The organism is Micromonospora sp. WMMD882 (assembly GCF_027497255.1).
GTDB lineage: Bacteria > Actinomycetota > Actinomycetes > Mycobacteriales > Micromonosporaceae > Micromonospora.
The window spans coordinates 3,291,260-3,315,411 of record NZ_CP114903.1 but is presented as its reverse complement, the minus strand read 5'-3'; the positions used below and the strand labels follow the sequence as shown (position 1 = coordinate 3,315,411).

The window sequence follows — 24,152 nt, the reverse complement described above, 5'->3', positions numbered from 1 at the left end:
CGCGGCACCGTCTCACCGAACGTGACCTTGGTGTTCGGCACCCGACGCTCCTTCGGTCGCTTTGCTCTGCGCCCGGCGACGCGCCGGTCGCACCCCGTGCCCGCTCTCCCGGGGTCGACGCCGACCGTTGTCAGCCTCGAACGGCAGGTCAAGCCGCTGGTGCGTCTGTGGCGGCAGAGCAAAGCGTCGAGATCCCACACCGGTCTCCGAGCCTCAGGCCACTTCCGGTAATCGACCGACCCGTGCCAGTCAGGTCGCCCGGCGCGGCCGGCTGGCTGAGGCGACAGCTCAGGTAGCGGGAGGCCGGGAGATCATCTCGGGGAGGAGGCCGTAGACCGCGGAGTCGACCCGGACGCCGTCCGGGCCGGGCAGCCGACCCACCTGCACCCCCTCGGGGCGGAAGCCGGCCTTCTCCAGCACCCACTGCGCGGAGACGTTCTCGGGTCGGGTGCCGGCCCACAGGCGGGCGATGCCGGCCACGTCGAACGCCCAGTCGGCCAGCAGGCGCACGCCCCGGGTGAGCAGACCACGGCCCCGCCACTCGGGCAGCATGCTCGCGCCGAGCATGGCCTGCCCGGTGGCCGGCTCGTCGTAGCGCAGGGCCAGCCCGCCGCCCACCTCGCCGGTGGCCGTGTCGACGACCAGCAGGTCGGCTCCGGCGCCGATCAGCCAGTTGCTCTCCGCCAGGCGGCAGCGACGGGCGATGTCGGCCCGGCTCGGCGGCGCCGGCGGCACCCGGTTGGCGACCACCTCGGGCAGTGTGTGCAGTCGGTACATGACGTCCACGTCGTCGGGGCCGGTCGGACGCAGGGTCACCACTCCGTCGGTGAGGCCGCCGGCGGGCAGGTCCGGCAGGAGCCGGGGCGTCGGGTCGGCCGGGTCGTCGGCCAGCCGTACCCAGGCGATCAGGTCGTGCCGTCCACCTCCGTCGGACGACGAGCCGTCGGTGGCGGGACCGTCGGTGGCGGGACCGACGGTGGCGGTCCGGTCGGTGGCGGTCCGACCGGCGGATCGGCGTACGCCTTCGTGGCGGTAGCCGGCGGCGAGCGCCACCCGCTGGCTGGCCGTGTTCTCCGGGCGGGTGAGCAACTCCAGCCGGGCGAAGCCGGCGGCGAAGGCGTACGCGGTCAGCGCCCGGGTGGCGGCGGCGGCCACGCCCCGACGGCGGGCCCACGGCGCCACCCAGTAGCCGATCTCGGCCTGGTCGCGCGGGGCGACCACCCGGTCCAGGCCCACCGCGCCGAGGAGCCGGTCCGTCCCGGGGTCGACCACGGCGTACGCGGCGCCGCCCCGCGCCCAGGTCGCCGGGTCGCCCTCGGTGAGCCACCAGCGGGCGTGCGCCTCGGTGTACGGCGACGGCAGCCCGTCGAGGAAACGCTGGATGAGCGGGTCGGCGCAGGCGGCGGCCACGTCGGCGGCGTCACCGTCCCGGTACGGCCGCAGCCGCACCCCGTCCCCCTCGATCACCTGCGGCTCCATCTCGTTCCTCCCCGTCGTGTTCAGGCCGGTCGGCCGGTGGTCAGGTCCTCGGCGAGCACCGCGCCCACCCAGCCGTCCACCCGGGTGTCGCGGTAGGTGATGGCGGCGCGGGCGGTGCCCTCCATCCGGAAGCCGGCCTTCTCCGCGGCCCGCCGCGAGGCGGTGTTGCCGACGTTGGCCCGCCACTCGATCCGCGCCAACCCGAGGGTGGTGAAGCCCCAGGTGGTGAGCGCGGCCAGCGCCGCCGGCAGGTAGCCCCGCCCGCGGGCGTGCGGCGCGGTCAGGAAACCGACGTCGGCCACCCCCGGATCCACCGGGGAGATGCGCAGGTCGATGCTGGCGACGTACGCGTCGTCGGGGTCGGCGACGGCGAAGCAGGCGGCCCGCCCCCCGGCCCAGGTGGCCCGGTGGTACGCCAGGTAGGTCTCGGCGTCGGTGTGCTGGTACGGGTCCGGGACGCTGGTCCAGCGTACGGTCTCCGGGTCCCGGCAGGTGTCGACGAGTGCGGCCAGGTCGCGTTCGTCCATCGCCCGCAGCCGCAGCTCGACCCCGCCGACGGTGGCGAACAGCTCGGGGTGCGGGCGGCCGAAGACGGCCGCGCGGCGGGCCGCCAGGCTGCCCGGACCGGCGGGGCCGACCGCGCCGGGCTCGGGCACCTCGCCGGGCTGGAGGGTGCCGATCCAGCCGTCCCGCTGGCCCCCGGCGGGCGGGTCGGCCAGTCGGAGCTGCCCCTCGACCCGGAACCCGGCCCGCAGCGCGGCCAGCCGGGAGGCGTGGTTGCCCAGCTCGGCCTGCCAGATGATCCGGCGCAGGCCCAGCGTCCCGAACCCCCAGCGGGCCACCGCCCGGGTGGCCCGGCTGGCGACGCTCCCGCCCCGGGCCCACGAGGCGGTCCAGTAGCCGATCTCGGCGGAGCGCAGCCCGTGGTCGATGGCGACCAGCCCGCAGGAGCCGAGCAGCGCGCCGGTGTCGGCGGCGCAGACCGCGAACGGCGCCGAGGTACCCCCGGCCCAGCCCGTCGGGGCCAGCCCGGTCACGAAACCGAGGGCGTGCTCCGGCAGGTACGGGCGCGGTACGGTGGTCCAGCGCTGGATGTCCGGGTCCTGGCAGGCCCGATGCACGTCGTCCGCGTCCGTGGCACGCCACGGACGCAGCAGAAGGCCGTCCTCGATGATCTCCACAGGCTCCACGGAGTCATCGTGCCCGACCGTTCGCCGTAGGCGTAACCGCATATCCGGGCCCCTGCGTGCGGCACGCGTCTTATGTCGGGTTCCGTGAAGCTGACGTACGCCACCAGTGACCATCCGGCCGATGGAGCGCCTACGATGGTTCGAGACTGTCTAGGGGAGCGTTGATCCGTGTCGATTCTGGAAAAGGTCCTCCGTGCTGGCGAGGGCCGCATGCTGCGCCGGCTGAAGGCCATCGCCGCCGCCGTCAACTCGATCGAGGACGACTACGTCAACCTCACCGACGACGAGCTGCGCGACATGACCGACCAGTTCAAGGAGCGGATCGCCGACGGTGAGTCCCTCGACGACCTGCTGCCGGAGGCGTTCGCGGTGTGCCGGGAGGCCGCCGCCCGGGTGCTCGGCCAGCGGCCGTACGACGTCCAGGTGATGGGCGGCGCGGCGCTGCACTTCGGCAACATCGCCGAGATGAAGACCGGTGAGGGCAAGACGCTGACCTCGGTCATGCCGGTCTACCTCAACGCCCTCTCCGGCCTCGGCGTGCACGTGGTCACGGTCAACGACTACCTCGCCCAGCGGGACGCCGAGTGGATGGGCCGGGTGCACGAGTTCCTCGGCCTGACCGTCGGCGTGGTCCTGCCGAACCGTCCCGCCACCGAGCACCGCGCCGCGTACGAGTGCGACATCACCTACGGCACCAACAACGAGTTCGGCTTCGACTACCTGCGCGACAACATGGCCTGGTCGAAGGACGAGCTGGTGCAGCGGGGCCACAACTTCGCGGTGGTCGACGAGGTCGACTCGATCCTCATCGACGAGGCCCGGACCCCGCTGATCATCTCCGGCCCGGCCGAGCACTCCGCCCGCTGGTACGGCGAGTTCGCCGCCGTGGTGGCCCGCCTCCAGGCCGGCAAGGACGGCGAGGGCGACTACGAGGTCGACCACTCCAAGCGCACCATCGCGGTCACCGAGCGGGGCGTGGCCAAGGTCGAGGACCGGCTGGGCATCGACAACCTCTACGAGTCGGTGAACACTCCGCTGGTCGGCTACCTCAACAACGCGATCAAGGCCAAGGAGCTCTACAAGCGCGACAAGGACTACATCGTCAGCGACGGCGAGGTCCTGATCGTCGACGAGTTCACCGGCCGCATCCTGCACGGCCGCCGCTACAACGAGGGCATGCACCAGGCGATCGAGGCCAAGGAGGGGGTGGAGATCAAGCAGGAGAACCAGACCCTGGCCACCATCACCCTCCAGAACTACTTCCGCCTCTACACCAAGCTGTCCGGCATGACCGGTACGGCGCAGACCGAGGCGGGCGAGTTCAACAAGGTCTACAAGGTCGGCGTGGTCAGCATCCCGACGCACCGGCCGATGGTCCGCGCGGACCGGGCCGACGTGATCTACAAGACCGAGAAGGCCAAGTTCAACGCGGTGATCGAGGACATCGCCGAGCGGCACCAGGCCGGTCAGCCGGTGCTGGTCGGCACGGTCTCGGTGGAGAATTCCGAGATCCTCTCCCAGTTGCTGCGTCGGCGCGGCATCCCGCACGCGGTGCTGAACGCCAAGTTCCACGCCCGCGAAGCGGAGATCGTGGCCCAGGCCGGCCGTAAGGGCGCGGTCACCGTCGCGACCAACATGGCCGGTCGGGGCACCGACATCCTGCTCGGCGGCAACCCCGAGTTCCTCGCCGCCAACGAGCTGCGCCAGCGCGGTCTCGACCCGGCCGAGCAGCCGGAGGAGTGGGCCAAGGCGCTGGAGGAGGTCCTGCCGCAGTGGAAGCAGGCCTGTGACGCCGAGGCCGAGGAGGTCGCCGCCGCCGGTGGGCTCTACGTGCTGGGCACCGAGCGGCACGAGTCGCGGCGGATCGACAACCAGCTCCGCGGTCGGTCGGGCCGGCAGGGTGACCCGGGCGAGTCCCGCTTCTACCTCTCCCTCCAGGACGAGCTCATGCGGCGGTTCCGGGCGGGCGCGGTCGAGGCGGTCATGGAGCGCTTCAACATCCCCGAGGACGTGCCCATCGAGTCGAAGATGGTCACCCGCCAGATCAAGAGCGCGCAGGCCCAGATCGAGGGCCAGAACGCCGAGATCCGCAAGAACGTCCTCAAGTACGACGAGGTGATGGACAAGCAGCGTCAGGTGGTCTACGCCGAGCGGCTGCGGGTGCTCAACGGCGAGGACCTCTCCGACCAGGTCCGCAACATGATCGACGACGTGGTGGGCGCGTACGTGGTGGGCGCCACCAGCGACGGTTACGCCGAGGACTGGGATCTCGAACAGCTCTGGACGAACCTCAAGCAGCTCTACCCGGTCGGGGTCACCATCGAGGATCTGGAGGACGAGGCCGGCGGCTCCCGGGCCAGCCTCGACCAGGACTTCCTCGTCAGCCGGCTCAAGGAGGACGCGAACGCCGCGTACGACCGCCGGGAGGAGACCCTCGGCACCGAGGCGGTACGTCAGCTCGAACGCATGGTCCTGCTCCAGGTCATCGACCGGAAGTGGCGCGAGCACCTCTACGAGATGGACTACCTCCAGGAGGGCATCAGCCTGCGGGCGTACGCCCAGCGTGACCCGGTGGTGGAGTACCAGCGTGAGGGCTTCGACATGTTCGCCACCATGATGGACGGCATCAAGGAGGAGACGGTCGGCTTCCTCTACAACCTGGAGGTCCAGGTCGAGGAGCCCGAGCCGGAGCCGGAGCAGGTCGCGCTCCTGGAGAAGCCGGTCGAGATCCGCGCCAAGGGCCTCAACCGCGCCCCGCAGCCGCAGGGGCTCCAGTACTCCGCCCCGACCATCGACGGTGAGGCCGGTCAGGGCGCGGTGGCGGTGGAACGGCCGCAGCAGGAGCCGCCCCGGCAGTCCGCTCCGGCGCTTGGCCTCGGCGGTCCGGCCGCCGGCGCGCCGCAGCACCCGGGTCCGCAGCGTCCGGCCCCGAACCGTCCGGCGCCCGGCCTGCGGGGGCCGGCCCCGATGCCGAGCGCGGCCCGACGGGCGGCCGGTCAGGCCGAGGCCAACAACGGCCCGTCCCGGAACGCGCCGTGCCCGTGCGGCTCCGGCCGTAAGTACAAGCGCTGCCACGGCGCGCCCAACGGCGGGAACTGATCCGCCGGGGTAACCCGAACGACCCGTGCGCGGGGCGTCCACCCACCGGTGGACGCCCCGCGCGTTCGTGTTCCCCGCGTGTGTGTGTCCCGCGTGTGTGTGTCCCGCGTGGGGACTCTCCGTCTCGTGGAAGTGGTGCCTTCCGCGCGCCCGGTCACCGCCATTTCGCCGAACGGGGTCTGAGCCAGTCTCGCCCGGGCGGGTCAGAGGATCTGGAGGACGAGGCAGATCCAGCCTGGCGCGCGCCGTTCCAGGCGTACCGCCATCGCCCAACTCCGCCCGTTCGGGGCGGCGAGCACCGCGGCGGCCTCGACCACGGCGGGCTGCGGCTGGCAGACCCGGAGCCGGAGCAGCCGTACCACGGGACGGGTGCTGCGTCGCCGCAGCGGCCCGAGCCGGGAGGTGGCGGCGGCGAGCTGTTCCAGCACGGCGGTGGTGCGGGTCGGGTCGGTCAGCGGGCGCAACTGCGCCGGCGGCCGGTGACCGTTGAGGATCTCCAGACAGGTGGCGACGAAGCGGTGCGCCGCCCGGGCCGCCTCGGAGGTGGCGGTGACGGGCACGTCGACGGTCGGGGCGGGAGGGCGCGCCGACCGGGGAGCGACCGCTCGGCGGGTCGGCGCCGGCGACGGCCGACCCGGCCGGGGACGGTCCGCCGCGGTGGTCAGGTCGAGCGCGAGTTGGACGGCGGACACCCGGGGCCACAGGCCGGTGAGCGGGTCGTCGGCCACGGGCGGGTCGACCTGCGGGGCGGGGCGTACCCGCACCGGGGGGCGTGGTGGCGGGGGCCGCCGGGAGTCGCGCATGGATGCCCGTTCCCTTCGTTTGCCTTCGTTTGCGTCCGACAGCCTCCATAATCCGGCACGACAAGGATGAGGTCAACGTCGATTTGTTGCGTGGCGGTCACTCCGTGGCGTCACGTTCGGCCAACGGGTTGGCCTGGACCCATTCGGCGGTCTCGGCGTACTTGCGCTCGATGTACTCCTCCAGCCGGGAGCGCTCGACACGCCACTGGCCGCGTCCACCGATCTTGATGGCGGGCAGCTCACCGCTGCGCACCATGTGGTAGACCTGCGAGTCGGAGACGTTCAGCTCGGCCGCCACGTCGGACAGCAGTAGGAACCTCGGCTCCATGTCAGTTCCCCCGGGTTGACGGCGTTCGGCTCAGTTTGCCACCGGTCGCGGCGGGCAACCAGCAGGCGGCCGGCGGGGTGGCTGCTCCGGCGTCGCCGCCGGGTGTACTACGGTCACGGCGTCCGGCACGGCCGGCGTCCCCCGACGGCGGTCCGTCCCGCCCGGGGCAGTTCCGAGCGCAGGAGACCAACGGTGAGCGACGATCTTGTGCGGGTGTACGTGCCGGCCACCGTGCCGATGCTGGCCCGCCTGCCCGAGCAGGGCCTGCCCGCCGGGGCGGCCCACGCGGTGACCCCCGGCCTGCGGGAGTGGTACGCCGAGGGCGACGAGGAGGAGCTGGAGTACGTCGCGTTCACCCGGGCCGCCCAGGACGCGCTGGGTCTGCTGCACGACGACCCGTCCGCGCCGCGCCGCCGGGTGGTGGTGTCGGTGGATCTGCCGGCCCACGAGGTGGGGCGCGGCGACGGGGAGCTCGGCTCCAGCACGGTACGTCTGACGCAACCCGTCCCGCTGCGGGCCGTGGCCGCCGTGCACGTCGACGGGGACGAGGCGACCGACGACGTGGCCGCCGCCGCCGCGGTGGCAATCGCCGCGTCGGCCGGAGACGAGGACGCCCGGTTCACCGTCGACGGCGTGGAGGACCACGAGCTGGAGTGGTACGACGTGACCGAGCTGGAGTTGTTGCTCCGCACGGTCTCCTGAGCTTGCGCCGGGCCCCGGGCGGGCCGCCCACCCCGGCGGGCCGGGCGGCGGGCGTTCCACCCGGGCGCGGACGCCGGGCGTCCTGTCGTCGAGCTGAGCGTCCGGACGGCGGGCCTCCGGACCGGGAGTCGGCCTTCGGTCGTCGGGTCAGACCGCCGGCGTCTCCTCCTCGTCGTCGGTCGCCGGCCCGAGGGTGCGGCCGAAGGCGATCAGCGTGGTCAGCGCCCCCACGAAGAGCACCCAGACGGCGTTGTCGATCCGGGACGTGCCGAGGGCGGTCTGCGCCACCGCGTCCGCCTCGCTGAGCGCGCCGGCCAGGTCGAGCAACGACCGTCCGCCGATCCGGATGATCACCTCGGTGAGCAGCAGGAGCAGGCCGGGGCCGGCGCCGGCGAGCAGGTACGCCGGCCAGCGTACGGGCGGCGCGTCCGGGTCACGGCGCAGTGCCCGACGGCGGGCCAGGCGCAGGTAGCCGAAGGCGAGCAGCCCGGCGAGCAGCCCGGCGACGACCGACTCGGTGCGGGACACCCATTTCGCCGCGCCGACCATCGCCTCCTGGCCGCCCTCCCCGCCGTACAGCACGAAGAGCGGGTCGCGGAGCTGGCTGAACGCCACCACGAAGATCCCGATGGCGAGGGTGGCGGTGACCACGGCCCCGACCGCCGGGGCGTTGCGGGCCCCGGCCACCGCCCCGCCGACCACCGCCGCGGCAGCAGTGGTGCCGGCGATCACGTTGGTGGTGGCGTTGTCGCTGTAGACCAGGTTGATGGCGACCGCGCTGACCAGGCCGACCAGCAGACCGCCGCCGGTGGCCACGACGAACCGCAGGGTGGCCCGGTCGACGCCCCGCCGGGCGAGCAGGTTGGTCACCGCGAGCGCGGCGCCGGCCCCGGCGACCAGCGCCGCCGAGATGACCCCGGGGAGGGCGTACGCCGAGAGGCTGACCGCCGTCACCCCGGCCTGGGTGGAGGTGATCGCGGCCCGGGTGGACCAGAGCATCGCGGCGAGCCAGCCGAGGGCGAGCACCGCCAGCACCGGCGCGCCCGGCGCGCCTTCCGCTGCCGACGCGCCGTCGTCGTCCCGCCCGGCGTCGTCGTCCCGCCCGGCGTCGTCGTCCCGCCCGGCGCCGTCGTCCCGCCCGGTGCCGGCGCCCGCGACGGTGTCGGCCGGAGCGTGGTCGTCCGGAGCTGCGGCGGCCGGTGCGCCGTCGGCCAGGGCGTGTTCCACCGGGTGGGGCGGGTGCGCGGCCGTGGAACTGCCGGGCTGCTGGGTCATCGTCTCCCCTTCGAGGCGGGCGTGCGCCGGGCCACGCCGTCGGCACACCGGGCCGTACCGGGGACACCGGGCCGGGCGCGCAGGTCACCGGCCAACCAGGGTACGCGCCCGTACGGTCGACGCCGGCCGCCGCTGTCCCCGCCCCGCCTGGGGTGGGGCGGGGGCGGGGCGGGCGTGGAAGAATCGCCGCAGGTCCCGTCGCCGCGATCCGGTGAGGCGTACGACCCGGCGACCGGCTGTCGCAGTCGGTGGCCGCGGGGCCGGTTTCGCCACCGCCGTCGAGATCGCCAGGAGCTGTGATGGACGCCGTGTTCTCCGTACCCGACCCCCGTAACGAGCCGGTCCGTGCCTACGAGCCGGGCAGCGCCGACCGGGAGCGGCTCCAGCGGCGGCTCGCCGAGCTGGCTGCCGAGCGGCTCGACCTGACCATGACGATCGCCGGCGAACAGCGGATGGCCGGCGGCGACCGGATCGACGTGGTGCAGCCGCACCGGCACGCCCACGTGCTCGGGGTGACCGGGCACGCCGACCGGGCCGACGCGCAGGCCGCGGTGAAGGCCGCGCTGGACGCCGCCCCGATGTGGCGGGCGCTGCCGTTCGAGGAGCGGGCGGCGGTCTTCCTGCGCGCGGCGGAGCTGCTGGCCGGCCCCTGGCGGGACACGCTCAACGCGGCCACCATGCTCGGCCAGTCCAAGACGGCGGTCCAGGCGGAGATCGACTCGGCCTGTGAGCTGATCGACTTCCTCAGGTTCAACGTGCACTTCGCCCGGAAGCTGCTGGCGGAGCAGCCGATGTCGTCGCCGGGGGTGTGGAACCGGTTCGACCACCGGCCGCTGGAGGGCTTCGTCTACGCGATCACCCCGTTCAACTTCACCGCGATCGCCGGCAACCTGCCCTCGGCGCCGGCCCTGCTGGGCAACACCGTGGTCTGGAAGCCCGCGCCGACGCAGCAGCTCGCGGCGCACTTCACCATGCGGCTGTTCGAGGCGGCCGGGCTGCCCCCGGGCGTGATCAACATGGTGACCGGGCGGGGTGAGGAGGTCTCCGAGGTGGTCCTGGCCGACCCCGACCTGGCCGGCATCCACTTCACCGGCTCGACGAAGGTGTTCCAGCACCTGTGGCGGACGGTGGGGGAGAACATCGCCCGCTACCGGGGCTACCCGCGGCTGGTCGGCGAGACCGGCGGCAAGGACTTCGTGGTGGCGCATCCCAGCGCCGACGTGGACGCGCTGCACACCGCGCTGGTCCGGGGCGCGTACGAGTACCAGGGGCAGAAGTGCTCGGCGGCGTCCCGGGCGTACGTGCCGCGGTCGCTCTGGGCGGGTGGGCTGCGGGACCGGCTGGCCGCCACCGTCGAGTCGCTGACGTACGGCGACGTGACGGACTTCGCCAACTTCGGCGGCGCGGTGATCGACGCGAAGGCGTTCGACCGGCACGCCGCCGCGCTGGAGCTGGTCAACTCGGACGACGCCTGCCGGGTGCTGGCCGGCGGCACCGCCGACGACTCGGTCGGCTGGTTCGTCAGGCCGACGCTGTTCGAGTGTGCCGACGGCGCCCACGAGACCTTCACCACCGAGTACTTCGGGCCGATCCTCGGGGTGCACGTCTTCGACGACGCCCGCTTCGACGACGTGGTGGCCCAGGCCGAGTCGGTCGCGCCGTACGCGCTGACCGGGTCGATCTTCGCCACCGACCGCCGGGTGGTGGAGTCGGTGGCGGAGAAGATGCGGTACGCGGCCGGCAACTTCTACGTCAACGACAAGCCGACCGGGGCGGTGGTCGGGCAGCAGCCGTTCGGTGGCGCGCGGGCCAGCGGCACCAACGACAAGGCCGGCTCCTGGCACAACCTGGTGCGCTGGATGTCACCGCGGACGATCAAGGAGACCTTCGTCGCACCTACCGACCACACCTACCCGCACATGGGTTGAGTGGTGGGGCGCCACCGGCGCCGTATCCGCTCCGTCCCCGGGCCTCCGCCCGCCGGTCTTCCGGCGCGCGGAGGCCCTTCGGCATGTGCGCGGTACGGCGCGCCGCGTCGGATTCCCGTTGGAAACGGACACCGCTCTCAGCGCTTCCCATACTTTCGGTGACGAGATGATCATTGGCGGCGGTCGGGGACGGGCCCACAATTCATCGATCATCCTCAACCGACTGTCGAGCGCCGACAGTGCACTCAGGACGTCACCGGGAGTGGCGATTGTGGCAAATCCTGGACGTCTGGTCCGCAAAGTGGCAGCGTAATAGGCATGGCGGATTCCGGAATCAACCCCACAGCGGCAGCCCTCCTCGGGTTGCTCCACGAGGGTCCCATGACAGGCGGCCAACTGATGGCCGCCGCCGAGCGCCGGCTGGCGCCGTACTGGTCAATGACCCGCAGTCAGGTCTACCGAGAGTTGCCGGTGCTGGCCGAACGCGGACTGGTGCGGATGGGCAAACCCGGCCCTCGCTCCAGTCAGCCGTACGCGATCACCCCGTCCGGAAAACGGACATTCTCCCGCTGGCTCGCCGAGGGGCCTGGCCGGGACACCATCCGTAACCCGGTCGCGCTGCGGATCGCCTTCGGTGAGCTGCACTCGGCGAGCCAACTGCGCAACCTCTACACCTCCGCGAACGAGTACCACACCGAGGCGCTGGCGAACGTGCGCGAGCAGGTCAGGAACGCGAAGAAGGAGGGCGCGGCGTACGACGCGAGCGCCCTGGAGTTCGCGGTCGCGTACCACAAGGCCGCCCTCACCTGGCTGAAGAACGCACCGGTCCCCGGCTGAGCGCCGATCCGCCACCCCTCCCGCCCGACTCCGGGCGGACCTTCCCGGCGCCCGCGCTCACCGACGAGGACCGTACGGCCGCTCTCCCGGCCGTACGCGCGGCTTTTTCGCCGCCTTCGCCGGCCCGCGCCCCCGCGCCGGCCGCCGGGTCCCGTCCACGGGACGCCACCTCGCCCCGACCCGCCCGCCCGGCGCAGTCCCCGCCCGCCCGCGTGGCGCGACCCGCTGCCCGCCCGCGTGACGCCACTCCGCCCGCCCGCGTGCGCGACCGTCCGCCTGGTGGGGCGCGACCGCCGGTGGCCCGGCCGGCGGACCCGCCGTTGTCGCCGATCCGGGCCGTACGGTGCGGCTTTTCACCGTCGACCGCGGGCCTCGGACGGTCGTTCCCGGTGTGCGCCGGTACGCTTGGCTGTCGTGACCGCTGCTGATTACGCCGAACAGCTCAAGGAACTCGACGCGACCCTGCGCAACATCGAGGCCGTTCTCGACCTCGACCGGTTGCGGGAGGACAAGGCCCGGCTCGAGCAGGAGGCTTCCGCGCCGGACCTCTGGGACGACCAGGCCAAGGCCCAGCAGGTGACCTCCCAGCTGTCGTACGTCAACGGCGAGATCACCAAGCTGGGCAGCCTGCGCTCCCGGCTCGACGACGCCCACGTGCTGCTGGAGCTGGCCGAGGCCGAGTCGGACTCCGGGGTGCTGGCCGAGGTCGAGACCGAGATCACCGGGCTGGCCAAGGCCATCGAGGAGATGGAGGTCCGCACCCTGCTCTCCGGCGAGTACGACTCCCGGGAGGCGTTGGTGGCGATCCGGGCCGGGGCCGGCGGGGTGGACGCGGCGGACTTCGCCGAGATGCTGCTGCGGATGTACCTGCGCTGGGCGGAGCGGCGCGGCTACCCGACCGAGGTCTACGAGACCTCCTACGCGGAGGAGGCCGGCCTGAAGTCGGCGACCTTCACGGTGAAGGTCCCGTACGCCTACGGCACGCTCAGCGTGGAGTCCGGCACCCACCGGCTGGTGCGGATCAGCCCGTTCGACAACCAGGGGCGTCGGCAGACCAGCTTCGCCGGGGTCGAGGTGCTGCCGGTGGTGGAGCAGACCGACCACATCGACATCCCCGAGAACGAGATGCGCATCGACGTCTACCGGTCCTCCGGGCCGGGTGGGCAGAGCGTCAACACCACCGACTCGGCGGTCCGGATCACCCACATCCCGACCGGCATCGTGGTCACCTGTCAGAACGAGAAGTCCCAGTTGCAGAACAAGGCCTCCGCGCTGCGGGTGCTCCAGGCCCGGTTGCTGGAGCGCAAGCGGCAGGAGGAGCAGGCCAAGATGGCCGGTCTGAAGACCGACGCGGCCGGCTCGTGGGGCGACCAGATGCGCTCGTACGTCCTGCACCCGTATCAGATGGTGAAGGATCTGCGTACCGAGCAGGAGACGGGCAATCCGAGCGCCGTTTTCGACGGCGAACTGGACTCGTTCATCGAAGCCGGTATCCGTTGGCGCAAGCAGCAGCAACTCTCCGCTGACGCTGCGTGACCGGATCTGGGCGGAGCGCGTCTGTCGATCTTCGCGTAAGGTGTTAAATCGACGACACCCGCGCGTGAGGCGGGGCGGGGCGGATGCTCCGCCCGTCACACGGCGTAGACTCCCCTCCCGTGATTCAGCTTGAGCAAGTGACGAAGACGTACCCGAAGGCGTCCCGCCCGTCGCTCGACAACGTGTCCGTCTCGATCGAGAAGGGCGAGTTCGTCTTCTTCATCGGGCCTTCCGGCTCCGGCAAGTCCACCATCATCAAGCTTCTGCTGCACGAGGTCACGCCGAGCAAGGGGCGGGTCATCGTGAACAGCAAGGACGTCACGTCGATGCGGTCCTGGAAGCGACCGCACTTCCGGCGTTCCATCGGCTGCGTGTTCCAGGACTTCCGGCTGCTGCCCAACCGCACCGCGTACGAGAACGTGGCGTTCGCGCTGGAAGTGATCGGCAAGACCAAGGCGGTGGCCCGCCGGGTCGTGCCCGAGGTGCTGGAGCTGGTCGGTCTCGGCGGCAAGGAGCACCGGTACCCGCACGAGCTCTCCGGCGGTGAGCAGCAGCGGGTCGCCGTGGCCCGGGCGTTCGTGAACCGGCCGCTGATCCTGCTGGCGGACGAGCCGACCGGAAACCTGGACCCGGACACCTCCATCGAGATCATGCGCCTGCTGGACCGGATCAACCGCACCGGCACCACCGTCGTGATGGTCACGCACGACTCCAACATCGTCAACCAGATGCGCCGCCGCGTCGTCGAGATCGAGAGTGGCCGCATCGTGCGAGACCAGGCCCGCGGCGTCTACGGCTGAGCCTGCCGTACCCGGGGAGGCGCCGCCCACCCCGACGGCCCGGGCCCACCGCCCGATCTGACGACGAACACTTGCCGGAGACCCGGAGGAATTCCCGATGCGCGTGAAGTACGTGCTGTCCGAAGTACTGGTCGGACTGTGGCGCAACGTGACCATGACCATCGCGATGATCATCACGATGGCGGTCTCACTGACCATGCTCGGCGCCAGCGGTCTGATGTACCGCCAGGTCGCCGACATGAAGGACCTCTACTACGAGAACATCGAGGTCTCGATCTTCCTCAAGACCGACGTGCCCGCCGAGCAGCGGGAGTCGCTCCAGGCCAAGCTGGACGGCGACCCGCTGGTCAAGGAGGTCGTCTACGTCGACAAGCAGGAGGCGTACGAGCGCTTCCAGCGGATGTACGCCGACGCGCCGGACCTGGTGAAGGCGGTCCAGGCCGACGTGCTGCCCGAGTCGTTCCGGCTCACGCTGAACGACCCCGAGCAGTACCGGACGATCTACGACCAGTACAAGGACACCGAGGGTGTCGACGAGATCGTCGACCAGAGCGCCCTGCTCGACAAGATCTTCAACATCCTGACCGCGATCCAGAACATCGCGCTGGCCGCCGCCGCGGTGATGGCGATCGCCGCCCTGCTGCTGGTCGCGAACACGATCCAGGTCGCCGCGTACAGCAAGCGGCGTGAGGTCGCGGTCATGAAGCTGGTCGGCGCGTCCAACTGGTTCATCCAGGCGCCGTTCGTGCTGGAGGCGGTGGTCGCCGGTCTGATCGGCTCGATCCTCGGCCTGCTGGCCCTGGTCGGCGCGAAACAGTTCCTCTTCGACGGGTCGTTGCAGGATCTCCAGGGCCTGCTCTCCCCGGTCACCTGGGGCGACATCCTGGTGCTGTTCCCGCTGATGGCCGGCGTCGGCGCGCTCGTCAGCGCGATCACCGCCTGGGTCACCCTCCGCTTCTACCTGCGGGTCTAGTCACGGGTACGGGTCACCCCTCCGGCACGTGAGGGCCCTCCGGCACCGGGAACAAATGGTGTCGGAGGGCCCTTTCCGTTCGGGTAGCATGGCGGGCTGTCCGCCGGATCGGTCGACGGTCGGGAGCAGAGGGGAGTGGCGTCGATGCCACGGGAGAAGGGGCGCAAGGTCGTCGCCTCCAACCGCCGGGCGCGGCACGACTACGCCATCCTCGACACGTACGAGGCGGGCATGGCGTTGACCGGCACCGAGGTCAAGTCGTTGCGCGCCGGCCGGGCGTCGCTGGTCGACGCGTTCGCCCAGGAACGCGACGGCGAGCTCTACCTGCACGGGATGCACATCCCGGAGTACGTCCAGGGCACCTGGACCAACCACGAGCCCCGGCGCACCAGGAAGCTGCTGCTCAAGCGGCTGGAGATCGACCGGCTGATCGGCAAGACCCGGGAGAGCGGGCTCACCATGGTGCCGTTGCAGGTGTACTTCTCCGACGGCTGGGCCAAGGTGGAGATCGGCCTGGCCAAGGGCAAGAAGGCGTACGACAAGCGCCAGGATCTGGCCAAGCGGGACGCGGACCGGGAGATCGCCCGGGCGGTGGGTCGGCGAGGCAAGGGGCGGGACGACTGATTCGTCCCGTCTGTCCGGCCCCGGGGGTCCGGGATGAAAGCTGTTGCGGAAGGCGTTAGGCTTGGTGGTGCTGCCGACAGGGGCAGCGACCGAGGGGGTGACTGGTTTCGACTTCGTACGTTGCGGCAGGGGAAGCGAGCCGAGGAAGCCGACGTCGTCTCGTGAATCGTTCGTCGGAAAACAATAAGCGCCAAGCAGAATCGCGCTGACTTCGCTCTCGCCGCCTGAGGCGGGTAGCAAGTCTGTCGGCCTGGGAGTGCCTTCGACCCAGTTAGCCGGCATCAGCTAGGAGGCTGGCCAAGCGGACCCGGTCGCGGGGTCCGTACGGCGAGATCAATCAGCGACTGGGCCCGTCACACCGACTCGCTCGCGTGATCGGAGGGGCCGAGTAGAGGCACAGCGAGCTGCGCTCGGAGAAGCCCTGACAAGGCGGCGAAGGACCCGGGTTCGATTCCCGGCACCTCCACCGACAGACGAGACGCCCCGGTCCCCACGGACCGGGGCGTCTCGCCGTCTCCGTCCCCCGGGTCCGTCTCCGCCGTTGGCGCGTGGTGGTGGGAGGCCGAACGAGCAGCGCGAGGTCCGACGGAACCGGAACGGTGGTGACCTGCGTCGAAGAGGCATGCGTCGACGAGTGATCCTGCTGCTAGGCCTGCCGATCGTGCTGGCCATGACCGGCTGCGCCCAGGACGGGACCACCCAGGCGGTGGACCCGGAGAACCGTTGGGACAGCTTCCACGACCGGGCCGCCCGGGTCGTCGAGGCGTGGCAGCCCGGCGAGGTGTGGAAGACCGGGTACGTCCCGTTGCAGGCGGCCACCATGCTCATCGGTGATCCGAAGTTCACCCCGGAGACCGAGCAGGCGTTCCAGGCCGGCTGGTACCGGGACCAGGCCGACCTGCCGACCGCCGTGCCGAAGGACGGGACCATCCGGTTCCCCGACGGTCCGCTCGCCGTGCCGCTGGTCAGCGCCGCCGAGGCGTACCGTCAGATCGACCTGGGTGATCCGCCGCCGTGCCCGGGCCGACCGAAGCTGCCCGGCCCGACCATCGAGCCGGGCGCGGACGGACCGAGCCCCGGGGCGGGCGGGTCGACCGCGGGCCCGGACGGGTCGGTGAGCAGCACGCCGGGCGCGGTGGCCTGCGTGCCGCTGACCGTCACCGGCGTGCAGCTCGGCGCCGCGGAGATCCGCACCAGCCGCGGGCTGGCCACCGTGCCGGCCTGGCTGTTCACCGTGGACGAGCTGGCCGCCCCGGTGGCCCGGTTGGCGGTGGCGGAGAGCGCCGTCGACGCCGTGCCGGCCGGGGACGGGCCGAGCGCCCCGCCCGTTCCCGAGCTGGCCGCCGCGCAGAACGTGATCTCCATCGACGGCGCCGACCTGAAGTGGCGGATCGGTGTCGGGGCCTGCGACAGCGGTTTCGAGCCGCTGGTGGCCGAGTTCGACGACGTGGTGGTGATCGGCGGCGGGGTGGTCCGGAGCACCGGCGTCTGCACCGATCAGTTGGTCCTCAAGCCGGTGGAGGCGACCCTCAAGGCGCCGCTGGGCGCCCGGGCCATCCTGGACGTGGTGACCGGCTCGCCGGTGTCGTTGCTCGGCGAGTGACACGCCCCCACCCCACGCCCACGCCCACGCCACCCCACGCCCACGCCGCGTCGCGTCGTGATCCACTCCAGATCCACGAAACGGGGGTGTCCGGTCAGCCGGACACCCCCGTTTCAGGAAAATGAAGTCGGGCGGGACGGACCCGGGGCTGGGCTCAGAGCAGGGGCGGGACGTCGGTGCTGATCGGCACCGGGACGACTGTGGGACGGTCGGCGGCCAGACCGGCGGCGAGCGCCGCGCCGATCTCGTCCGGGGTGTCGGCCACCACCGCCGCACAGCCGTAGCCGACGGCGATGGCGGTGAGATCCACCCCGGGCAGGTCCAGCCCCGGCACTCCCGGGGTCCGCTTGTGCTCGGCGAACGCCTTGAGGATGGCGTACTGCTGGTTCACCGGCACCAGCACCACCAGCGGCAGCCGCCACTGCGCGGCCGTCCACAGGGCCTGGACGGAGTAGTGGAACGACCCGTCGCCGATCACCGCGACCACCGGCCGGCCCCGCCCGGTGTGCCGCTCGGCGAGGGCGATGCCGACCGCGGCGGGCAGCCCGAAACCCAACCCGCCGCTGGCCATGGTGAAGTACGAGGCCGGGCGGCGGATCCGGAACCGGCGGCGCAGGGCGGGCAGATTGGACGGGGACTCCTGCACGAGCACCCCGTCGGGCGGCCAGTGGGCGGCGATCGCGGCGAAGAACGCGTCCGGGCTCAACGGCCTGCCGACCTCCGGCGGCGGCTCCGGTCGCCCCGACCGAAACCCCTGCTCCGGCGGCGCGGCCTGCTCCGGCGGTAGTCCCTGCCCCGGCGGTGCGGCCTGATCCGACGGTGCGGCCTGATCCGGCCGCGTGGGCTGGGCGGGCGGCAGGCGCCGGAGCTGGGTCTCCAGCGCCTCGGCGGCGAGCCGGACGTCGCCGAGCAGACTGTCGCCGACCGGCGCGCGGGCCGCCTCGTCCGGGTCCTCGGTGACGTGCAGCAGCCGGGTGCCCGGCGGCAGGTACTCGCCCGGCACGTACGGGTAGTAGCGGAACACCGGCGCGCCCACCACCAGCACCACGTCGTGACCGCGCAACTTCTCGGCGAGCGGGCCGATGGCGTACGGCAGCACCCCCTGGAACTGCGGGTGGTCCTCGGGGAAGCCGATCCGCTCCGGAGCGGGGGCGGACCACACCGGGCAGCCCAGCCGTTCGGCCAGGGCGACCGCCGCCGGCCAGCCGTCCGACCGGTCCACCGCCGGGCCGAACACCAGCGCCGGTGACGTGCCGGCGGCGAGGATCGTGGCGAACTCCCGTAGCCGGGCCGGATCGGGGGCGACGCGGGTGGCCACCGTCCGCACCGGCGGCGGCGGGTCGGCCGGCTGGTGCCAGTCGTCCAGCGGCAGGGAGAGGAAGACCGGCCCGGCCGGCGGCTGCACCGCCGTGGCGTACGCCCGCATCAGCGCCGCCGGGACGTCCTGCGCGCGGACCGGCTCGTGGCCCCACTTGACGTACGGCCGCACCAGCTCCACCGCCCGGGGGCTGGCCAGGCGGGCTTCCAGCAGCAGCATCCGGCGGGTCTGCTGACCGGCGGTGACGACCAGCGGGGTGCGGTTGTGCCAGGCGGTGACCAGGTTGCCCATGCCGTTGCCGGTCCCGGGCGCGGTGTGCAGGTTGACGTGCGCCGGGCGGCCGGTGGCCTGGGCGTACCCGTCGGCCATCGCCACCGCGGACGCCTCCTGGAGGGCGTGCACGTAGTGGAAGTCCGCCGGGAAGTCCTGGAGGAAGGGCTGCTCGGTGGAGCCGGGGTTGCCGAAGACGGTGGTCATGCCCAGGGCACGGAGCAGGTCGTAGGTGGTGTCGCGGACCGTCGCCATCGGTCGGCCTCCGTGCCCTCGTCCGGTCGGCCCGTCGCCCGTGGCGGGTGCCCCGACCAGGCCGAATCTAGCGGGTCGGGGCCGTCGTCATCCGGACAACCGGCGACAACCGCTCAGGGGAGGGGGACGGGGAGCGAGATGCCGTCCAGGGCGCTGCCGCAGGGGCAGTCCCGCTCGGCCGGCAGCGCCGCCAGCGCGTCCAGCAGGATGGCCCGCAGCAGGTTGGTGTTCTCCGCGAAGACCCGGAAGACCTCGTCCTGGGTGACGGCGTGCCCGCCGTCGACGCCGGCGTCCAGGTCGGTGACGAGCGCGATCGGGCTGTAGCACAGGGCCAGCTCGCGGGCGAGGACGGCCTCCGGGTGGCCGGTCATGTTGACCACCGTCCCGCCGATCGTGGTGAACCAGCGGGACTCGGCCCGGGTGGAGAAGCGCGGGCCCTCGACCACCACGACCGTGCCGCCGTCCACCGCCGGGACGCCCCGGCCGGCCGCCGCGTCCAACAGGGTACGTCGACCGGCGGGGCAGTACGGGTCGGCGAAGGAGACGTGCACCGCGCCCCGGTCGTAGTAGGTCTGCTCCCGGCCGCTGGTCCGGTCGATCAACTGGTCGGGCACCACGAAGGTGCCCGGGCCCAGGTCGGGGCGGAGCCCACCGACCGCGCAGGGCGCCAGGATCCGTCGTACGCCGAGCGACCGCAGCGCCCACAGGTTGGCCCGGTAGGGGATCCGGTGTGGCGGGTGCTGGTGGGTCTTGCCGTGCCGGGGCAGGAACGCCACCCGGCGGTCTCCCACCTCGGCGACCGTGATCGGGTCCGATGGTGGTCCGTACGGAGTGTCCACCTGGTGCTCGACGGCGTTGTCCAGCAAGGCGTACAGGCCCGATCCGCCGATGACCGCGATCTCCGCCGTCGAATCCATTGATTTTCCCCGAACTCTGTCGACTACCCGTCGGTCAGACCTTAGCCAGGGTGCAAAGTGCAAGCTATGGTGCCAGGCATGGCGTTGAGAACGCGGACGCGCCCGGGTCGCCGGTCCCGTCCGGCGCGGGCTCCGCAGGGGTGCTGCCGCCAGGCGGCGCGTGGTTAGGGGATGGGCGACATGCAGGGAGAGGGACAGGCGATCGGCGGTCGTGCGATGGCCTCGATGACCGGGCAACTGTTGGTCGCGACCCCGGCGCTGAAGGATCCCAACTTCGACCGTACGGTCGTGCTGCTGGTGGCCCACGAGCCGGGTGGCGCGCTCGGCGTGGTGCTGAACCGGGCCACCGAGGTGCCCGTCGCCGACGTGCTCGGAGACTGGAGCGCCCTGGCCCGGGATCCGGCCGTGCTCTTCGAGGGTGGCCCGGTGCAGCCCGACTCGGCGATCTGCCTGGCCCGGATGCGGCAACCGGTGCGCCGCCTGCGGGGCTTCCACCAGGTCCTCGGCGCGGTCGGCACGATCGACCTCTCGGTGGACCCGGAACGGCTGCGGGAGAGCATCTCCGGTATCCGGGTCTTCGCCGGCTACTCGGGCTGGGGCGCGGGTCAGTTGGAGCGGGAGATCGAGGAGGGCTCCTGGTTCGTCCTGGACGCCCTGCCGGGGGACGCGTTCGTCGACCGTCCCGACGATCTGTGGCCGATGGTGCTGCGTCGGCAGGGCGGGATGATGGCCGCGGTCGCCCACTTCCCGCCGGACGTAGCCCTGAACTGACCCCGGCGCGGGCTCTGGACTGAGACCCGGCGCGGGTCTGACCTGCCGCTCGGGTGGGCCCCGGGCAGGCGTCCGCGCCGACGCCGCGGGGCCGGGCCCCCGCGATATGACCATGGGGGGCGGGGTGTGTATAGTTTCCTGCGTGCCCGGGGGAACCGGGAACACAGGCAAGGGGCCGTGGCGCAGCTGGTAGCGCACCACACTGGCAGTGTGGGGGTCAGGGGTTCGAGTCCCCTCGGCTCCACCAGATGCGGCGGTACGCGAACCGTACCGTCGCCTGGTGGTCGATCAAGGGCTGGCTTTGAAGCCAGCCCTTGTCTGTTTTCTGAGGTCGGGCCGCGGAGGCCGGGGAGCCTCCCCGCCGGGCCGGTTGGCCACGGCTACCCGGTCTCGGCGCGGTCCCCTGACCGGCGGAGCCTCCCGTGCCCGGAGGGACGCCGCCGGCGGCGGCGCGACGCGGCTTTTACCCGGTCGCCCCGACCCGGTGGGCGCCCGTAACGTGCCCCAGGTGTCCCGCACCGTGATCCTCGCCCTGGTCGACGCCGTCGGCGCGCCGCTGGGCGCGTTGCCGCCGTTCGACGTGCCGTCACCCTGGTGGCAGGAGGTCGCCCCCGTCGTGGCCGGGGCCCGTCGACGGTACGGCGTCGATGTCACGGTCCTGCGGCTGGTCGGCGGGGACGGGCCCGGCGCTGTCGGCGGTACGGTGACGTACCTGGGACAGGTCGACGAGCTGCCCGCGACGCGGCTCGTCCCGGCGCGGGTGGACCTGTCGGCGGATCCGCTGCGCGCCCCCTACGCCGAGCCCGGCGGCCCGGCGCGCAGCCTCGCCTGGGCGGCGGAGGAGCTGCGACGGATCGGCCGGCCGATCGAGACCGTCACCCAGCAGCGCACCTGGAACCTGTCGGCGGTGTGGCGGCTCGACGGACCGGGCGGGACGGCCTGGTTGAAGCAGGTGCCGGTGTTCTTCCGGCACGAGGCCGCCGTGCTGCGCTGGCTCGACCGGGTGACGCCGGGGAGGACCCCGACGCTGCTCGCCGAGGACGGCGACGGTCGGATGCTGCTCGACCACGTGCCGGGCGAGGACCGCTACGGGGCTCCCGTCGAGGAGCGGCTGACGATGGCGGCCGACTTCCATCCGGTACAGGAGCGAGCGGTCCCGGACGTGGCGGAGCTGGTCGCGGCGGGTGTGCCGGACCTGCGGGGGCAAACGCTCACCGGGTGGATCCGTTCCCGGCTGGCCGGGTACGACACCTCGGTGGCGGGGGAGCTGTTGGCGGGGCTGACGCGGCGGCTCGACGGGGTACGCGCGTGCGGGCTGCCGGACACCCTGGCGCACGGGGATCTGCACCCCGGCAACGTGCGCGCCCACGCGGGACGCAACGTGTTCATCGACTGGGGTGACTCTTTCGTGGGGCACCCGGCGTTCGACGTGCTGCGACTGACCGAGGGGCTCGACGCGGCGTCGGCGCGGCCGGTCCTCGAGCAGTGGTGCGCGCGGTGGCGGGCCGCCGTGCCGGGGTGCGCTCCGGAGCGCGCCGTCGAGCTGCTGCGGCCGGTGACGGCCCTGCGGATGGCCGCCGGGTACGCGATGTTCCTCGACGGGATCGCCGCCAGCGAGCGGGTGTACCACGCGACGGACGTCGACGGCTGTCTCAGGCGGGCGGCCGGGGTCGCGACCGGGCCGGCGTGACACCGACCGCCGGAGCGTCGCGGCCCGCCGGAAAGGTCAGGCGTCGAATTCGACGCCGATATGCCCGTGTTAGGATTTTGATATGACTGACCTTGATGTCATTTCCGAGCGGTCCGATCCCGCCGTTCAGCGAATTGTCGACGTGGCCAAGAATTCAAGGTCGGTCGTGCGTACGGCGTTGATCGAAGACCCGGAGCCGCTGGTGCAGTGCATTCGTTCGGGGCTGGAATTCATCGAGGTGTACGGCATCGAGGGCAGTCCGTTGCCGACTGATCTTCTGGAAGAATGCGGGAAGCGCGGAATCACGATCCGTCTGATCGAGCCGTCGATCGTCAACCAGATCTTCAAGGCGGCGGCGGAGAAACGACCGAAGGTGTTCGGTATCGCCCGGGTTCCGCGGCCGTGCGATTTCCGTGACCTGGACCGGCTGACCGGTGACCTGGTGGTCCTCGACGGGGTGAAGATCGTCGGCAACATCGGCGCCATCGTGCGGACGTCCTTCGGCCTCGGCGCCGCCGGTATCGTCCTGGTGGAGAGCGATCTCGCCGGCATCGCGGATCGTCGCCTGGTCAGGGCGAGCCGTGGCTACGTCTTCTCGCTGCCGGTGGTCCTCGCGTCGCGCGAGCAGGCCGTCCGGTATTTCCGGGACAACGACATGCCCCTGGTGTCGTTCGGCGCCGACGGCGCGACCGGTGTCGACTACCTCAATACCGTCGACGAGCGGCTCGCGCTGATGTTCGGCAGTGAGAAGGTCGGCGCGTCACGCGGTCTGGAGGACGTCGCCGCCGGGTCGGTGCGGATTCCCCTCAACCCTTCGGCCGAATCGCTGAACGTCTCGGTTTCCGCCGGGATCGCGCTCTACGAGCGGATCCACTGGAATCTTCCCGACGGTCGAAGTGGCGTGCGGTAGCGCCCGATCCGTCAGCCCCGGGGAACGGCCTGGTCGATGAAGCCGGTCACGTCGCGAAAGACCTGCTCCCGGTTCGTCTCGTGGAACAGGTCGTGGTAGGCCCCGCGGTAGCGCCGCTGGTGCAGTTCCTCGCCGCCGATCAGCTCGATGCCCGTCCGGGTGTCCTCCAGGCGGGTCAGGCTGTCCGCGTCACCGTGCAACCACAGCGTCGGCAGCGCGCCGAGGTCGCCCGCGTCGTTGGCCGTCGTCAACGCCCGGGCGATGGCCTCCAGCGTCGCCCGAAGGAACGGCCCGTGCCACACCAGCAGGTCGTCGTTGAAGTCCTCACCCACCTGGTTGTCCCGGGACAGCATCGGCCCGATGTCGTACGCCTGCGTCGGGAGCTCGTCGAACGAGAGCAGCATCGTCGCGGTCTGCCAGGTGCCGAGCACCGGCGCCACGAGCACGAGAGCCGCCAGGGCGTCCGGGAAACGCTGGGCGTACCGGGTGGCGATCAGGCCACCCACCGAGTGGCCGATGACGATCTGCGGCTTTCCGGGGTGCTCGGCGAGCGCCCGCCCGGCCACGGTCCGGACGTCCGTGACGATGTCCTCAAGGTCCTTGACACACGCCCGCTCACCCTCGGAGAGCCCGAAACCCAGATGGTCGGGGGCGTACACCGCGGCACCGTGCGCGACGAGCCGGTCGGCGACCTCGCCGTAGCGGCCGGCGTGCTCCGGATAGCCGTGCGCCACGATGGCCACGTAACGCGGATCCTCGTGGTCCCACGTCCGCACCGAGATCGTCGCCTGCGTGCCGTCGAACTTCCAGAACCGGGCCCGGGTCATGTCGTCCTCCTTCGGTC

General features: G+C 72.1%; 20 protein-coding genes, 1 tRNA gene and 1 other RNA gene. 14 read left to right on the top strand and 8 right to left on the bottom strand.

Annotated features, from left to right (window positions below):
- Positions 1 to 288: 288 nt before the first annotated feature.
- A complete protein-coding gene (locus O7606_RS13645; RefSeq protein WP_281594402.1) occupies positions 289 to 1,479 on the bottom strand; it encodes a GNAT family N-acetyltransferase in 1,191 nt (396 codons plus the stop codon).
- A 20-nt stretch (positions 1,480 to 1,499) separates the two neighbouring features.
- On the bottom strand, positions 1,500 to 2,669 hold the full coding sequence (locus O7606_RS13640) for a GNAT family N-acetyltransferase (protein WP_281594401.1): 1,170 nt from the start codon (positions 2,667 to 2,669) through the stop codon (positions 1,500 to 1,502).
- A gap of 168 nt (positions 2,670 to 2,837) precedes the next feature.
- Between O7606_RS13640 and secA the strand changes: the two genes are divergently transcribed.
- Entirely contained in the window at positions 2,838 to 5,768 is a 2,931-nt protein-coding gene (gene secA, locus O7606_RS13635; protein ID WP_281594400.1) for a preprotein translocase subunit SecA, read from the top strand.
- A 203-nt stretch (positions 5,769 to 5,971) separates the two neighbouring features.
- Here the strand turns inward: secA and O7606_RS13630 are convergent, their stop codons facing one another.
- Together O7606_RS13630 and O7606_RS13625 are read right to left on the bottom strand one after the other, a co-directional pair.
- Positions 5,972 to 6,571, bottom strand: a complete 600-nt coding sequence (locus O7606_RS13630; protein WP_281594399.1) for an Rv3235 family protein — start codon at positions 6,569 to 6,571, stop codon at positions 5,972 to 5,974.
- 97 nt (positions 6,572 to 6,668) lie between these two features.
- Complete coding sequence (locus O7606_RS13625) at positions 6,669 to 6,899, bottom strand: helix-turn-helix domain-containing protein (protein WP_281594398.1); 231 nt, start codon at positions 6,897 to 6,899, stop codon at positions 6,669 to 6,671.
- A gap of 192 nt (positions 6,900 to 7,091) precedes the next feature.
- Here O7606_RS13625 and O7606_RS13620 point away from each other — a divergent pair, with 192 nt between their 5' ends.
- Positions 7,092 to 7,601, top strand: coding sequence for a hypothetical protein (locus O7606_RS13620; protein ID WP_281594397.1), 510 nt, complete (start codon positions 7,092 to 7,094; stop codon positions 7,599 to 7,601).
- A 147-nt stretch (positions 7,602 to 7,748) separates the two neighbouring features.
- On the opposite strand, the gene O7606_RS13615 is transcribed toward O7606_RS13620, so the two are convergent.
- Complete coding sequence (locus O7606_RS13615; protein ID WP_281594396.1) at positions 7,749 to 8,876, bottom strand: hypothetical protein; 1,128 nt, start codon at positions 8,874 to 8,876, stop codon at positions 7,749 to 7,751.
- A 299-nt stretch (positions 8,877 to 9,175) separates the two neighbouring features.
- On the opposite strand from O7606_RS13615, the gene pruA reads away from it, so the two are divergent.
- The 8 genes from pruA (at position 9,176) to O7606_RS13575 (ending at position 17,177) form a co-directional block, all read left to right on the top strand.
- Positions 9,176 to 10,804: an L-glutamate gamma-semialdehyde dehydrogenase gene (gene pruA, locus O7606_RS13610; protein ID WP_281594395.1), complete on the top strand. Its 1,629-nt coding sequence runs from the start codon at positions 9,176 to 9,178 to the stop codon at positions 10,802 to 10,804.
- 318 nt (positions 10,805 to 11,122) lie between these two features.
- The gene (locus O7606_RS13605) at positions 11,123 to 11,641 is read left to right on the top strand and encodes a PadR family transcriptional regulator (protein WP_281594394.1); all 519 of its coding nucleotides are present in this window, start codon (positions 11,123 to 11,125) and stop codon (positions 11,639 to 11,641) included.
- A 414-nt stretch (positions 11,642 to 12,055) separates the two neighbouring features.
- Positions 12,056 to 13,177, top strand: a complete 1,122-nt coding sequence (gene prfB, locus O7606_RS13600; RefSeq protein WP_281594393.1) for a peptide chain release factor 2 — start codon at positions 12,056 to 12,058, stop codon at positions 13,175 to 13,177.
- A gap of 119 nt (positions 13,178 to 13,296) precedes the next feature.
- On the top strand, positions 13,297 to 13,977 hold the full coding sequence (gene ftsE / locus O7606_RS13595) for a cell division ATP-binding protein FtsE (protein ID WP_281594392.1): 681 nt from the start codon (positions 13,297 to 13,299) through the stop codon (positions 13,975 to 13,977).
- Between the two features lie 97 nt (positions 13,978 to 14,074).
- Positions 14,075 to 14,950, top strand: a complete 876-nt coding sequence (gene ftsX / locus O7606_RS13590) for a permease-like cell division protein FtsX (protein WP_281594391.1) — start codon at positions 14,075 to 14,077, stop codon at positions 14,948 to 14,950.
- A 144-nt stretch (positions 14,951 to 15,094) separates the two neighbouring features.
- Complete coding sequence (gene smpB / locus O7606_RS13585; protein WP_281594390.1) at positions 15,095 to 15,574, top strand: SsrA-binding protein SmpB; 480 nt, start codon at positions 15,095 to 15,097, stop codon at positions 15,572 to 15,574.
- Between the two features lie 93 nt (positions 15,575 to 15,667).
- Positions 15,668 to 16,043: a transfer-messenger RNA gene (gene ssrA / locus O7606_RS13580) on the top strand.
- A 153-nt stretch (positions 16,044 to 16,196) separates the two neighbouring features.
- Positions 16,197 to 17,177, top strand: a complete 981-nt coding sequence (locus O7606_RS13575) for a hypothetical protein (RefSeq protein WP_281594389.1) — start codon at positions 16,197 to 16,199, stop codon at positions 17,175 to 17,177.
- Between the two features lie 154 nt (positions 17,178 to 17,331).
- On the opposite strand, the gene mdlC is transcribed toward O7606_RS13575, so the two are convergent.
- Together mdlC and O7606_RS13565 are read right to left on the bottom strand one after the other, a co-directional pair.
- On the bottom strand, positions 17,332 to 19,020 hold the full coding sequence (mdlC, locus tag O7606_RS13570) for a benzoylformate decarboxylase (protein ID WP_281594388.1): 1,689 nt from the start codon (positions 19,018 to 19,020) through the stop codon (positions 17,332 to 17,334).
- 113 nt (positions 19,021 to 19,133) lie between these two features.
- The gene (locus tag O7606_RS13565) at positions 19,134 to 19,937 is read right to left on the bottom strand and encodes an S-methyl-5'-thioadenosine phosphorylase (protein ID WP_281594387.1); all 804 of its coding nucleotides are present in this window, start codon (positions 19,935 to 19,937) and stop codon (positions 19,134 to 19,136) included.
- 180 nt (positions 19,938 to 20,117) lie between these two features.
- Between O7606_RS13565 and O7606_RS13560 the strand changes: the two genes are divergently transcribed.
- The 4 genes from O7606_RS13560 to nshR all read left to right on the top strand — a co-directional run bounded on the left by O7606_RS13560 (position 20,118) and on the right by nshR (position 23,308).
- Entirely contained in the window at positions 20,118 to 20,708 is a 591-nt protein-coding gene (locus O7606_RS13560; RefSeq protein WP_281594386.1) for a YqgE/AlgH family protein, read from the top strand.
- Positions 20,709 to 20,879: 171 nt separating this feature from the next.
- Positions 20,880 to 20,955: transfer RNA gene (locus O7606_RS13555), tRNA-Ala, on the top strand.
- 261 nt (positions 20,956 to 21,216) lie between these two features.
- Entirely contained in the window at positions 21,217 to 22,398 is a 1,182-nt protein-coding gene (locus O7606_RS13550; protein ID WP_281594385.1) for an aminoglycoside phosphotransferase family protein, read from the top strand.
- Between the two features lie 82 nt (positions 22,399 to 22,480).
- Positions 22,481 to 23,308 carry an NshR/TsnR family 23S rRNA methyltransferase gene (gene nshR / locus O7606_RS13545; RefSeq protein WP_281594384.1) on the top strand — a complete coding sequence of 276 codons (828 nt, stop codon included), beginning with the start codon at positions 22,481 to 22,483 and terminating at the stop codon, positions 23,306 to 23,308.
- Between the two features lie 11 nt (positions 23,309 to 23,319).
- Here nshR and O7606_RS13540 read toward each other — a convergent pair whose 3' ends face one another.
- Positions 23,320 to 24,135, bottom strand: a complete 816-nt coding sequence (locus tag O7606_RS13540; protein WP_281594383.1) for an alpha/beta fold hydrolase — start codon at positions 24,133 to 24,135, stop codon at positions 23,320 to 23,322.
- Positions 24,136 to 24,152 lie beyond the last annotated feature (17 nt).